General features: G+C 65.3%; 12 protein-coding genes and 4 pseudogenes. 10 read left to right on the top strand and 6 right to left on the bottom strand.

What is annotated here, in order from left to right; translation table 11 throughout:
• Nucleotides 1–5: 5 nt before the first annotated feature.
• Nucleotides 6–227, bottom strand: a pseudogene (locus tag ACLGL5_RS30505) (PAS domain-containing protein); the annotation flags it as partial.
• Nucleotides 228–335: 108 nt separating this feature from the next.
• Nucleotides 336–1617 (bottom strand): annotated as a pseudogene (locus ACLGL5_RS30500) (PAS domain-containing protein); the annotation flags it as partial.
• Between the two features lie 363 nt (nt 1618–1980).
• On the opposite strand from ACLGL5_RS30500, the gene ACLGL5_RS30495 reads away from it, so the two are divergent.
• On the top strand, nt 1981–2160 hold the full coding sequence (locus ACLGL5_RS30495; protein ID WP_141700962.1) for a hypothetical protein: 180 nt from the start codon (nt 1981–1983) through the stop codon (nt 2158–2160).
• Between the two features lie 23 nt (nt 2161–2183).
• Here ACLGL5_RS30495 and ACLGL5_RS30490 read toward each other — a convergent pair whose 3' ends face one another.
• The 3 genes and pseudogenes from ACLGL5_RS30490 to ACLGL5_RS30480 form a co-directional block, all read right to left on the bottom strand.
• Complete coding sequence (locus tag ACLGL5_RS30490; RefSeq protein ID WP_069093482.1) at nt 2184–4397, bottom strand: cation:proton antiporter domain-containing protein; 2214 nt, start codon at nt 4395–4397, stop codon at nt 2184–2186.
• 215 nt (nt 4398–4612) lie between these two features.
• Nucleotides 4613–5304, bottom strand: a pseudogene (locus ACLGL5_RS30485) (DUF2270 domain-containing protein).
• Between the two features lie 82 nt (nt 5305–5386).
• Nucleotides 5387–6593, bottom strand: a pseudogene (locus ACLGL5_RS30480) (MFS transporter).
• 97 nt (nt 6594–6690) lie between these two features.
• Here ACLGL5_RS30480 and ACLGL5_RS30475 point away from each other — a divergent pair.
• From ACLGL5_RS30475 to ACLGL5_RS30465, 3 genes are all read left to right on the top strand, one after another.
• Nucleotides 6691–7599, top strand: coding sequence for a LysR family transcriptional regulator (locus tag ACLGL5_RS30475; protein WP_019859685.1), 909 nt, complete (start codon nt 6691–6693; stop codon nt 7597–7599).
• Nucleotides 7600–8007: 408 nt separating this feature from the next.
• Nucleotides 8008–8529, top strand: coding sequence for an Hsp20/alpha crystallin family protein (locus ACLGL5_RS30470; RefSeq protein WP_069092740.1), 522 nt, complete (start codon nt 8008–8010; stop codon nt 8527–8529).
• 120 nt (nt 8530–8649) lie between these two features.
• Entirely contained in the window at nt 8650–9381 is a 732-nt protein-coding gene (locus ACLGL5_RS30465; protein ID WP_069092739.1) for a gamma-glutamylcyclotransferase, read from the top strand.
• Here the strand turns inward: ACLGL5_RS30465 and ACLGL5_RS30460 are convergent.
• Nucleotides 9378–10241, bottom strand: a complete 864-nt coding sequence (locus ACLGL5_RS30460; protein ID WP_069092738.1) for an NAD(P)H-binding protein — start codon at nt 10239–10241, stop codon at nt 9378–9380. The genes ACLGL5_RS30465 and ACLGL5_RS30460 overlap by 4 nt on opposite strands.
• Before the next feature lie 115 nt (nt 10242–10356).
• On the opposite strand from ACLGL5_RS30460, the gene ACLGL5_RS30455 reads away from it, so the two are divergent.
• From ACLGL5_RS30455 to ACLGL5_RS30430, 6 genes are all read left to right on the top strand, one after another.
• Nucleotides 10357–10680 (top strand): ArsR/SmtB family transcription factor, encoded by a 324-nt coding sequence (locus ACLGL5_RS30455; RefSeq protein ID WP_010910781.1) that lies wholly within the window; start codon nt 10357–10359, stop codon nt 10678–10680.
• Nucleotides 10677–11108: an SRPBCC family protein gene (locus tag ACLGL5_RS30450; RefSeq protein WP_069092737.1), complete on the top strand. Its 432-nt coding sequence runs from the start codon at nt 10677–10679 to the stop codon at nt 11106–11108. The genes ACLGL5_RS30455 and ACLGL5_RS30450 overlap by 4 nt, the downstream gene beginning before the upstream one ends.
• A 78-nt stretch (nt 11109–11186) precedes the next feature.
• A complete protein-coding gene (locus ACLGL5_RS30445; protein ID WP_069092736.1) occupies nt 11187–11579 on the top strand; it encodes a VOC family protein in 393 nt (130 codons plus the stop codon).
• A gap of 37 nt (nt 11580–11616) precedes the next feature.
• Nucleotides 11617–11838 carry a hypothetical protein gene (locus tag ACLGL5_RS30440; protein WP_019859676.1) on the top strand — a complete coding sequence of 74 codons (222 nt, stop codon included), beginning with the start codon at nt 11617–11619 and terminating at the stop codon, nt 11836–11838.
• Nucleotides 11839–11848: 10 nt separating this feature from the next.
• Nucleotides 11849–12277: a DUF1801 domain-containing protein gene (locus tag ACLGL5_RS30435; protein WP_019859675.1), complete on the top strand. Its 429-nt coding sequence runs from the start codon at nt 11849–11851 to the stop codon at nt 12275–12277.
• 34 nt (nt 12278–12311) lie between these two features.
• Nucleotides 12312–12704, top strand: a complete 393-nt coding sequence (locus tag ACLGL5_RS30430; protein WP_019859673.1) for a DUF1801 domain-containing protein — start codon at nt 12312–12314, stop codon at nt 12702–12704.
• The last annotated feature ends 138 nt before the right edge of the window (nt 12705–12842 follow it).

The following is a 12842-nucleotide window of genomic DNA, read 5'->3' as shown; positions in this document are numbered from 1 at the left end:
CCGAACATCTTGACCGGCTTGCCGGTCTCGTCATGGACGAAATCGATGTGGCGCGACAGCCAGCGCAATTCGCCCGTGTCGGGACGCCGGATGCGGTATTCCACGGCGGGCACGGCGGTGCCTTCTTCTCGCGTACGCGGGTTGGAGCGGACATCCTTGTCCTCCGGAATGACGATGTCTTCCAGCACCGAGATGTGCACGCTGTCGCGCGGCGACAGTCCCCAGAGACCCCAGAAGCCCTCGGAGCCGACCACGGTTCCGCTGGCAATGTCGAGTTCGAGGGCCGCGATGCCGGCGGCATTCTGCGACAGCTGCAAGCGGCGCTCGCTCTGCAGCAGGGCCTGGGCCGCCTGCTTCTGGTCGTCGATATCGGTGTTGGTGCCGATCCAGCGCAGTATGGCGCCATCGGCATCGCGGATCGGGACGGCGCGGGCAATGAACCAGCGATAGATTCCGTCATGCCGACGTAGCCGGAACTCGGTTTCGTAGAAGGTTCCGGCGGCCAGCACGTGCTGCCACTTTTCACCGGCCGCGACGATGTCGTCGGGGTGCACGATGTCGGCCCAGTCATGACCGTCAAGCTCGCCCGGTGTTGCACCGGAATAATCGTAGACGCGCGGGTTGAACCAGTCGAGCAGCCCCTCCGGCGTCGCCGTCCAGACGTGATTGGGCATCGCCTCGGCGAAGGTACGGAACTGGGTCTCACTCTGGCGCAGCGCCTGTTCGGCAAGCAGCCGGTCGGTGACGTCGACACCTTGCACGAAGATGCCGAAAACCTCGCCAGCGGGATTGCGCACCGGCTGATAGACGAGGTCGATGAAGCGGTCTTCGATCGCCGCACCCGGCGTGCGCTGCAACTCGGCCCTCAGCGCGTGGCCGACGAATGCCTCGCCGGAGTTGAAAACCTGGTCGAGCAGTTCGAAGAAGCCTTGGCCTTCGACCTCGGGCAAGGCCTGGCGGATCGGCAGGCCGATGATGTCGCGGTGGCCGACGAGCTGCATATAGGCGGCATTGGTCAGTTCGACGACATGCTGCGGGCCAGACAGCATGGCCATGAAGCCCGGCGCCTGTTCGAACATCTGGCGCTGGCGGTCGCGCTCTCCGGCGCGCCAGCGGTCGGCGGCAACCTTGGCGGTGGTCTCGATGACGATGGCAACGACGCCGGCCGGTTCGCCGCTTTCGTCGAGCACCGGCGAATAGTCGAGATCGAGCCAGACCTGTTCGGGCCTGCCGGTGCGGTTGAGCGTCAGCACCTGCTCGCGATAGGCCAGCGTGTCGCCGCCCAGGCACACCTTCATGATGTTGTCGTTGAAGTCGGCGACTTCGGGCCAGCCTTCGCGCACTTTCGAGCAGCAATTGCGGATGGCGGCCGCCGGCGAATTCCGAATAGCCGTCATTGTAGATCATGACGCCATCCTCACCCCACAGCATCACGATCGGCACCCTGGAGCGCAGGATCAGCGAGACCGCCGTCTTCAGGCTCTGCGGCCAGACCTCGATCGGTCCGATCGAGGTCTGAGCCCAGTCGAAAGCCGCGATCAGCCGGCCGAGCTCTCCGCCGCCGGCGAGGAAGGCATGATCACGATCTCCTATCGCGTGTGTACTGGTCGCTGGCATGGCGTCTCGTGGATCGGTCGGCGTTTATTCGGGTTCAGTCGGGTCATCGGTAGGATTTCGGGCATCGCCGTCAACGATTGCCCGCCATCGGTCGTCACACCCACGTGACTTCGCGCCACCGGCGCGCCGCCGAACTGTCTCGCGTTCAATGAGATTGTGACCATGCATGCCCCGACCTGCAAAACCCGGGACGGGGCCGATCGGTTCCCGACGCGCGGAAATTTCCTTGGAATACAGGGCCTCGCCGCGCAATGGTCGGCGATTCTACCGAATTTCTTTGCAACCCGTTAATTTGGCCATGCTGTCAATAAGCGTTTGCTAATGCATGCCGGCCGGGACCGCGTGGCGGTTTGGGATAACGGTATGCGCGAAACTGATTGGTTTGGCGCGGGGTACGCAATGACCAAGAATCTCGGCAACGCACGTTATGTGCCGCCCAAGGACATGAAGGTTTCCTTCTTCGGCAAGGTGGCCCCAGCGCTGTTTCCGCTCGTCGCGGCGGCGCTGGGATACATGATCGGGCGACAGTTCTTCGGCCTGTAGGTTCCGATCGCTCGGCCGAAATATCAGCCACTGATTTCGGCTGCCGCGTCCTCGGCATTGGCATCGGCCCGCTTGACGCGTTCGCTGGCCAGCAGCACGACCGGGCAGGCGACCGCGGCGAGCACGGCTGTCGCCGTGTCGCCGAAGAACAGCTCTTCGCCCGGCCGTTGGGTGACACCCATGACCACCATCGCGGCCCCTTTGGCCACCTCCCTGGCGATCGCCCTGTCCGCCGTGGCTCGCGTGCGGATCGCGGTGTCGACGGCGACGCCGTAGCGGTCCGCGAGATCGGCGACATCCTTGAGCACGGCTTCCTCCCGCCGGTGCGAGACCGTGCCCGGCCCGCTGCCTTGCCTGGCTTGCGAGACATAGAGCACCTTGACGCGGGCCCGGTGCGGCCGCGCCAGCGCCAGCGCGAAATCGGCGGCGCGGCGCGCGACTTCGGTGCCGTTGACGGGGACCAGTATCGTCGTTCCGGCGCGCAGCGCCGGCATCTTTCCATTGGCCTTGGCGCCGTTCAGCACCAGGCAGAGCGGGCCGTCGAAACCACTGCTGATGTCCTTCAGCGCGCCGCTGAAGGTGCCTTTGTCGGTCAGCGTGTTCTCCAGTCCGACCAGCAGAAGCCCATAGCCCTTGCGGGCTTCCGCGGCGATTGTCTCGGCGCTGGCTTGAAGCTCGGTGCGGGCGGTGAGATGGACCTTGTCGACAAGCGTGTCCTCGGCCTTGCTGACGGCCCTCGCACTCCTGGCCGCGCCTTTCTTGACCTCCCTCGACGCCCGCTCCGAACCCTTGTCGCCGAGCTGCCCGGCGAGCTCGCCGTCCTGAAGATGAAGCAGTGTGGTCGGCATGCCGCTGCCGCCGCCGACCAGGCCTGCGAGATAGGCGGTGAACTTGCCGACCGGGCTGTCGTCGACCAGCAGCAGCAGGCGCTCCAGCCTGGAGACGAAGCCGCGCTCGTCGAGCAGTTCGCGCTCGACGCGCTGCTTCTCGGCATGGCCGACCGGCAGGCGGCCGAGCGCCCAGCGCAGCATGGGCGGCATGGCGAGCGTGGTGATGACGGCCATGGTGACGATCATCGTGAACAGATTGTGGGACAGGATGTTCATCGACAGGCCGATGCTGGCGACGATGACCTCGGTCGAGCCGCGGGCGTTCATGGCGCTGCCGACGGCGGTGGCTTCCTTCAGCGACATGCCGGCCAGCCGGCCGCCGAGGAAGGCGCCGCCGAACTTGCCGATGCTGGCGATGGCGACCAGTGCCACAGTCAGCAATGCCAGCGTCGGATCGGTGAGCACGGTGAGGTCGGCGGACAGGCCGGCCATGCCGAAAAACACCGGCATGAACAGCGCGGTGATGACGCCGCGCAGCTGGCTCTCGATGTGGTCGGACAGGATCGGCGATTCCCCGACCAGTATGCCGGCGACGAAGGCGCCGAGCACCGTGTGGACGCCGATCAGGTTGGTGATCAGCGCCATCACGCCCATGATGATGAGGATGACCGTGATGACGGCATATTCGCTGCGGAAAGAGTCGTTGCTCCAGCGGATCAGCGTGAAGACAAGCCGGCGGCCGACGGTGAAGGAGAACACCATGAACAGCGCCACCGAGACCACGGTGGTGATGAGCGGCACGACCTGCAGGCTGCCATGGGTGGCTATGCCGAAGGTGATCGCGATGACCAGCCAGCCGATCGTGTCCTCGATGATGGCCGAGGAGATGATGACCTGGCCGAGATTGCGGCGCATGAAGTTCATCTCGCGCACCACCATGGCGACGATCTTGACCGAGGAGATCGACAGGGCCGTGCCGAGGAACAGTCCCGCGACGACGCGCTGCCGCGGGTCGGGCAGCAACGAGTCCGGCAGGAAATGCGCCAGCGCGAAGCCGAAGGCGAAAGGCACGACGACGCCGGTGATCGAGATCGAAAAACAGGCCGCCCCGACGCGGCGCACCAGGCGCAGATCCGTCTCCATGCCGGTCAGCAGGAGCAGCAGCAGGATGCCGAGCTGGGACACCGCATCGATCATGCCCTTCTGCGCCGGATCGCTGGAGAAGATCAGGTGCTGGGCGTCGGGCCATATCCAGCCGAACAGCGAGGGGCCGAGCAGAATGCCGCCGATCAGCTGACCCATGATCGCCGGCTGGCCGTAGCGCTGGAAGATTTCGCCGAGGCCGCGGCCGACCAGCAGGAGAAGCACGATCTCCGCGACGAACAGGCCCTCGGCCGAGCCGCCCATGCCCGAGGCATGTCCGGGCGGCTGGGCGGCGAAAGCGCGGCTTGCCGGTGCCAGGGCAAGGGTAGCCAGCACGAGGGTGGCCGCGAGACGGCCTGACGTCGTTGCCGGTTGCCGGTTCATGGGTTCCCTCAAGCGTCGCGGCGGACTGACCATGACAACGCATGGTCGGCCTTTGCGTTGCAGCCGCCCGTTGCCGCATTTGGAAGTTATCGAGGTCAGACGTGGACATCACCGAAGGTGAGCTCGCCGTCGCCGCCGGACGCGAAAAGGACGATGGCGAACAGCCAGGCATAGAATGCAGCCACGCCGACCACGATCACCATGCCAGGAATGGGGCCAAGGGCGGCGCTGTCGACGGCATAGCGGAGCGAGCCGACGAAGCCGGTCCCGGCACCCCCGACCTGAAGGCTGGGCGTCGATATTTTCAGCACCCATCCAAGAGCAGGATCAGGAAGAGGTAGATGTAATTGCGGCGCAGGCGCCGCGCCAAGGCGGCGCGTTGCGACAGCAGGAATTTCGGCGCGCGCAGGCCTTCGCCGACGATAAGCAGCCAATCCGAGGCGAAGTCGGGTTGCGGGGAGAAGATCTGCGCGAAATAGTGGCGCTCGAACTGGCGCACGCGGGCGCGGTAGAAGTCGAAGAAGCGGTAGCGGCGCGCCTCGATCCACAAAAGCAGCAGGATCAGCAGCATGGCGAACAACAAGACGCCATGATGGGCGCTGGCCGTCGACAGTGAGACCGAGAGCATCGCTGCCACCACGGTGATCGCCCAGTTCGTGGTCCTGTCGAGCCGATCGCGCCAGCCCGCCATGCGCGCGATTTCGGCGCGATGGAAATGCGACAGCGTGTTCACGCGCTCCGTCGATGAAAGGACGGGACCCGCGGGCGTCGCCGACGCATCGTTCATGGCATCCTCCGGCAAGGACTAAAACAGTTTGCCGGCAACATTGTTCCCCTGGGTCACCTGGCGTGATTGTAAGAACGCCCGGTCATTCCGGCCCGCCGATCCAGTCGACCAGCAGGGCGGCGGCGCCAAAGACTGCGCTGATGGCGCACACGCAAGTCCAGCCGCCCCAAGTCCAGGCAACTCCGGCCAACAAGGAGCCGATGGCGCCGCCGATGAAGAAGATGCCGACGAACAGGCCGTTGAGCCGGCCACGCGCCTCGGGCTGAAGCAGATTGACGGCACGGCGGCCGAGCGTCTGGTCGCCGGTGACGCCGATGTCGAGCAGCACGGCGCTGATGCCCATCAGCGCCAGCGATTGCCATGACGCTTCGGACTGAGAGGCGCCGGCCCAGGCGGCGAGTGCCATCGCGCCGATCAGCACGATGAGACAGGCGATGGTGGCGGATCGCGTCCAGCCATGGTCGCCGGCGCGGCCGAACAAAGGCGTGACCACGGCGCCGCCGGCGCCGACGAGCGCGAAGAGGGCAATGCCGCGCTGGCCAAGGCCGAAGGGCGGCTGTGCGAGGCGTAAGGCGACCGCCGTCCAGAACAGGCTGAACGCCGCCATCACCAGCGCCGCGGTCAGTGCGCGCCGCCGCAGCACCGGCTCGTCGCGCAACAGCCCGAACAGTGAGGCAATCAGCGCGCCATAGGTCGATTTCGCCTCCGGTCGCCGCTGCGGCAAGGTGAAGGCGAGCACGCCGGCGAGCAGGACGAGCGCGGTAGCATTGAGGCCGTAGAAGGCGCGCCAACCCCACGCGTCGGCGACGAGGCTGGCCAGCGGCCGCGCCAGCAGGGCTCATCACATCGCCGATGACGCGGCCGGCCTCGCCGGGCGGCGCCATCGAAGCGGCGATCGGCACAAGGATCTGGATCGCCGAGCAGGCAGCGCCGAGGATAAACAGGACGATCAGCAGCGAGGCGATGGTGGGCGCGAAGGCAGCGACGCCCGCCGCAAGGGCGGCCGCGGCCAGCATGCGCAGGATCAGGGCGCGGTTTTCGGCGAGGTCTGCCATCGGCACCAGGAAGAACAGGCCGGCGGCATAGCCGAGCAGCGTGGCCATGGCGACAAGGCCGACGCTGGCGGCGCTGGCACCAAGCGACGGGCCGATCAGCCCGACCAGCGTCTGCGGCGCGAACAGATTGGTGACGATGATGCCGGTGGAGGCGGCGAAGAGCAGCGTCTGCGGGCCGGTGATGGTGCCGGCGGGCAGCCGCTCGCACAGCTGGCCATCATTGGTATCAGGCATGGAGTCCTCAGGAAGTTGCATATTGTGGGAGGACTTTATGCCGAAGCAATATCATGCTACAATTCAATCAATTCGATAATGATTATGCGAGATGTGCATGAATATCCATGACCTCGAAGCCTTCATCGCCGTGGTGGAAACCGGCTCGATCGTCGGCGCCTCGGCTAGGCTCAACCTGACGCAGCCGGGCGTCACGCGCCGCATCCAGAATCTCGAGGATGGGCTGGCGACAGCGCTGCTCGACCGCCAGTCGAAGCCTCTGAAGCCGACGGCGTCCGGGCGCGAGGCCTATGAGCATGGAAGGCGCGTGCTGCGCTCGCTGGAGGATCTCAGGGCGGGCGTGTCGCCGCAAGGCGAGGTCAAGGGCGAGTTCCGCCTGGGCGTCATGCCCTATCTCTCCGACGCGGCACTTGCGCTGCCGCTCGACACTTTGCGCGCCGCCTTTCCGCAACTGACGCTGCGCATCACCTCGGGCTGGTCGCCAAGGCTGGTGGAGCAGGTGGCGCGCAGCGAACTCGACGCCGTGGCGGTGTGCCTCGCCGAAGGCCTGGCGCCGCCGGACGAGCTGGTCTGCGACGATCTCGGCGTGCAATCGGTGCTGCTGGTCGCATCCCCCAGCCTCGGCGTGCCGAAGCCGGCGAATCTCGCCGACCTGTCGCGCTTTGCCTGGGTGATGAACGAAAACGGCTGCGGGTTTCGTGCCTTCATCCGTCAGAGTTTCGAGGCGGCCAGACTGCCGTTCCAGGTCGGGGTAGAGGCGCTCAGCGTCGACCTCAGAATGTCGCTGGTGGCACGCGGCCATGGCATCGGCATCGTCACGCCCGGCGCCTTTGCCGACAGCCGCTGGCGCGATAAGGTGGAGGTCATCGACTGCCCCGACTTCAAACCGCAAGTGCGCGCCTGGCTGCTGCACCGCCCGCCGGCGGGACGGCTCGCCCGTCCGATCGCGCTGTTTCGAGATGCGCTGATCGACGGGCTGAAGGTGCCGATGCCGCTGGTGTCGTAGGGAGGCTGACGACCAACTGGATGTGCACCTTCTACCAGTCGCAATGACGGTCGACATCGCCGACGATCACTTTGCATTACCAGGTCTTGACCCCTCCGCAACGAACCCCAGATCGACCATGCCGCCGCCAGATGAGCCGGTGCAGACTCGGGCGTCAGCTCCATGGGCGGCGGTCTTGTGACCGTTGAACTCGGGCATCATGTGCCGGAGGCGATGACATTGCGGGGGACCCGCGACCGGGCGAGGGCGTTCCCAAAGGTTGAGCGGATCGGACCAGAAGCAGAGCCAAAAAAGCAGCACAGATGGGGCGGGGAGCGATGCCGGCTTCAGACGGCGCGTTGTCCTCCGGAGCATGGCAGCCACAGCATACAAACGTGCCAGAAACAGGATCAAGAAGGAGAAAGTGCAATGACCATTCGTGATCTCATGCCGTGGAGCCGCGACACCAGCCAGTCTGCGACCCTCTTTCGCGAAGGCGATCGGGACCCGTTCATGGGCCTGCATCGCGAGATGAGCCGCCTGGTCGACGACATGTTCCGCGGCTTCGAGTCGCGGCTTCCGTCCATGGGCAGGTTCTCTTTGGCCGGCACCGGTTGGCCCAGCGTGGAAATCTCCGAAACGGACAAGGAGATCCGCGTGACAGCCGAGATACCCGGCATGGAGGAGAAGGACATCGAGGTGTTGCTCGATGACGGCGTCCTGACGTTGCGCGGCGAAAAACACTCCGAGACCGACGACAAGGAGCGTCAGTTCACCGAGCGGTTCTATGGCCGCTTCGAACGTCGCATCCCGATCGGCTTCGAAGTCGCGGAGGACAAGGTCGCCGCCGACTTCCGCAACGGCGTACTGTCCGTGAGCTTGCCGAAGTCCGAGAAGGCGCAGAGCAAGGCAAAGCGCATCCCCATCGGCGGCAAGAGCACCAAACACTAGAGCAGACCTGCCGGGCGTGCGTGCCGCGCACGCCCGGCATTGACCGGCGGATTTCGCGCCGGTCGCCCTTGAGAATCCCCCAGCGTTCGGCAACATGGCGGCAAGGCTGGGAGCGCAAGGATGAACAAGGCCATTTCCGCCGCACCGGGCAAGTCCGTACCGCGCAAGGCGCCGATGGCGCTGACCGAGGCGCTGGTGGCGCGGACCATGCGGGTGGTCGAGGATGCCGGGCCGACGCCGGGCATGGTCCATATGCAGGACGCCGACTATGCGCGGTTTCGCGACGAGATCCTGGCCTCGGCACCGCCCGGACCGCTGAAGCTGTTCGCCTATGGCTCGCTGCTGTGGAAGCCGGCCGGCGAGGTCAGGGGTGGCGAACGCGCGGTGGCGCGCGGCTGGCACCGGTCGTTCTGCTTCACGGTGCAGCGCTTTCGCGGCACGCTCGAGCAGCCCGGCCTGATGATGGCGCTCGACCGTGGCGGCCAGTGCCGGGGCATGGTGTTCGAGATCGCCGCGCCGGTCGCCGCCAATCTGGAAGCGCTGCTGCGCCGCGAGATGACCATCCTGCCCGCCGTCAACGTGCCGCGCTGGCTGCAGGTCAGCACGGAAGGCGGGATGAGCCAGGCGCTCGGCTTCGTCGTCGATCCCGCCAATCCGCGCTATGCCGGCAAGCTCGACAAGTCCGCGGTCGCGGCGACTTTGGCCAGGGCCGTCGGCCACTGGGGTTCGGGCGCGCAATATCTGTTCGAGACGATCCGCCATCTCGACGCCTGCGGCATACGCGACCGCAATCTGTGGCAGTTGCAGGAACTGGTGGCGCAGGAGATTGGGCGCGACCATGCGGCTGTCTAGCCGTTCGCGGGTCTACCGGGGACCGTGCGAACCAGGAAATCCCGAAAGCTTTCCGGCGGCTTACCCGTAAGCGTGGTGAAATCGCTGGAGGTCGAGGTGTAACGGCCCTCGGCGATCGAGGCGCATAGTGTGGCGAAAGCCTGTGGCCAGGGGCTGTCGAGGCGCGCCGACGCCGAAGCCAGATAGTCGCTGAGGGCGCAGGGACGATAGCGCAGGGGCCGTGCTGTCGCCTCGGCATAGAAGGCAGCGATCGCGTCGAAGCCCTGCGCCCGATCTCCGGTGATTGTGTAGAGGGTGCGGGATGTGTCGGTCTTTGCCGCCGCCGCGGCGACGGCCGCCGCCACGTCGTCGCGCGAAACCGGCGCGACCAGGCCCTGTCCGGCAGGCAGCGCCAATTCCCCCGAGGCGGGCTCAAGCCAGGTGTCGAGAATGAAATCGCTGTAGAGGCCGCAGCGCAGGATGGTCGAGGGCACGCCACAGGTGGCCAGCCGGCGCTCGGCGTCACGGTAGACCGGTGCGTAGTAGAAGGGCGAGGGTTCACCGATATCGACGATGCTGGTGAAGGTGATGTGGCGGACACTGGCGGCCGCTGCGGCCGCGATGGCGTTGGCGTGATGGCACATGACCGCCTCCGCAGCGCCATCGCTTGAAATCAGGACCAGCTCGTCGATGCCGGTGAAGGCTGTCTTCAGCGCCGAGGCATCCTCATAGTCGCCGACGCGCAGCGCTGTTTCCCGGGGCAGGCGCCCTTGCGCGGCCTCAGGCTTGCGGACCAGCGCGGCCACCTCGTGGCCTGATGACACCAGCCTCGAGACGACCGCGCGTCCGACATGGCCGGCGGCTCCGGTGACGAGGATCATCAGGGTGCTCCATCTTCTGCTCAGTCCAGTCTTGTGCCAGTCCAATCTTGCACTTGACGAACATATATCCCTGCGGTTATACGTCAACCAATAGCCAACGGGTTATCGATCTGACATGCCGGATACCCATGACATGCTCTTCAGGACGCTCGCCGACCCGACCAGGCGGGCGATCTTCGAACGGCTGTGCCGCCAGGGCGAGCAGACGGTGGGAGCGCTGACGAGCCAGTCCGGCGTCTCGCAGCCGGCCGTGTCGAAGCATCTGGGCGTGCTCAAGCAGGCTGGGCTGGTGCGCGACCGCCACGAGGGTCGCCAGACGCATTACAGCGCGCAGCTTGGCGCGCTGGCGCCGCTGATGGACTGGACACGCGAGATGGCCGGGTTTTGGGAGGCTCGGTTCGATGATCTCGAGGATTTGCTCAAAAGGATGGACCAGTGAACGATAGTGCCACTGAAAACCGCACTGTCGTCGTCGAGCGGCAGATCTCCCATCCGCCGGAAAAACTTTGGCGCGCGCTGACGCAACCGCATCTGATGGAGGAGTGGCTGATGAAGAACGATTTCAAGCCCGCTGTCGGCCACCGCTTCAACATCAGCGCCGATTGGGGCGGCGTGCTCGACTGCGAGGTCCTGGCGGTCGAGCCGAACAAGACGCTGTCCTACACCTGGAACCTTGCGCACCAGGATCCGGCCTTCGATCTCAGGAGCGTGGTGACCTTCACGCTCACCCCGACGCCAACCGGAACGCATCTGCGCATGGAACAATCCGGCTTCCGGCCCGAGCAGCGGCGCGCCTATGGCGGCGCCAAGATGGGTTGGCCGCAATTCTTCGAGAAGCTTGAGCAGCTTCTCGACCGGACGGACTGAAATCCACCGGCCGATTTGAAAAACCGAAGCTGACTTCACCGGGCGGCCCACCGCCAGCAAAACCTATGGAGAAAGACGATGAAGATCAAACTGACCAGCATCTATGTCGACGACCAGGAAAAGGCGCTTGCCTTCTACACCGGCGTGCTCGGCCTGACCAAGAAGGCCGATTTCAGCAATGGGCCGTTCCGCTGGCTGACGGTCGCCTCGCCGGACGAGCCCGAGGGCACAGAGCTGCAGCTGGCGCTCAACGACAAACCGGCGGCCAAGGCCTACCAGCAAGCGATGTTCGAGCAGGGTCAGCCGGCGGTGATGTTCTTCACCGACGACATCAAGGGCGATCATGAGCGCATCAAGGCGCGCGGCGGCAATTTCGCCATGGCGCCAACCGAGGTGACCGGCTCGACCATCGCCAAGCTCAACGATGGCTGCGGCAATCTCATCCAGATCACGCAGCTGGCGCGCTGGTAGCGCGCCCGGTTTTCACACATTTTCACGGGAGGTAAAATTGGACTGGAGCAAATGGATCAGGCAGGCGCATCGCTGGCTGTCGATCATCTTCACGGCGACCGTCGTCGCCAATTTCGTCACCATGGCGTTTGGACAGCCGCCCGCCTGGGTGGTTTATTCGCCACTGCCGCCGCTCTTCCTTATGCTGTTCAGCGGCCTCTATATGTTCGTGCTGCCCTATGTCGCGAAAGGACGTAGCGCACAGCGGGCCAACGGATAGGAGGAAGCGCATGGCCAAGTCGACGGCCGCCAAGGCTGAGCCGAAGCTGCTTTCGGGCGGCAATCCGCAGATCGCCAAGGGCTACGGCGATGCTCCCGTGCGGGCCTATATCGCGGCCATGCCGGGCTGGAAGCGCGAGATCGGCGGGCGGCTCGATGCGCTCATCGAGCGCGCCGTGCCCGGCGTGCATAAGGCAGTCAAATGGAATTCGCCCTTCTATGGCGTCGAAGGCGAAGGTTGGTTCGTCAGCTTCCATTGCTTCACCAGATACATCAAGGTGGCCTTCTTTCGCGGCCTGTCGCTGGATCCGGTGCCGCCGGGCGAATCCCGGAGCCGGGACACGCGCTACCTCGACATCCACGAGGACGGCGCGTTCGACGAGGCGCAATTCAGCGCCTGGGTGAAGCAGGCCAGCCAATTGCCTGGCGAGCGCATGTGAGCGCGCTATTGTTCATGGTTTGAGGAGAAACAGCATGACCGGATCGCAGGAGAGCAAATCTGCCTCCGAACTGATCGACGGCAGGATCAAGGAACTCGGCGACTGGCGCGGCGACATGCTGGCCCGGCTGCGCGCACTCATCCATCAGGCCGATCCCGATGTGATCGAGACCTGGAAATGGCGCGGGGTTCCCGTCTGGGAGCATGACGGCATGATCTGCACCGGCGAGACCTACAAGAGCATCGTCAAGCTGACCTTCGCCAAGGGTGCTGCGCTGCCCGATCCCGCGCGCCTGTTCAACTCCAGCCTCGACGGCAATACGCGGCGGGCCATCGATTTTCAGAAGGGTGAGGAGGTCAATGAAGAGGCGTTGAAGGCGCTCGTGCGGGCCGCCGTGGCGCTGAATACTTCCAAGGCTCGAAAGTAACTGCGTCATTGGCAGTTATCCTACGGTCGACGTTAGCGCTGCCCCTCACTGTCCTGCCGGACATCTCTCCCCGTAAACGGGGCGAGAGGGCCTGGCCGCAACGCCGGCGCATTTTCTGCAACGCTGGCGATTGGCGAA

This window comes from Mesorhizobium sp. U510 (assembly GCF_059180695.1).
Note: the sequence above shows the minus strand (reverse complement) of the source record. Positions and strands in the feature narration are given on the sequence as shown.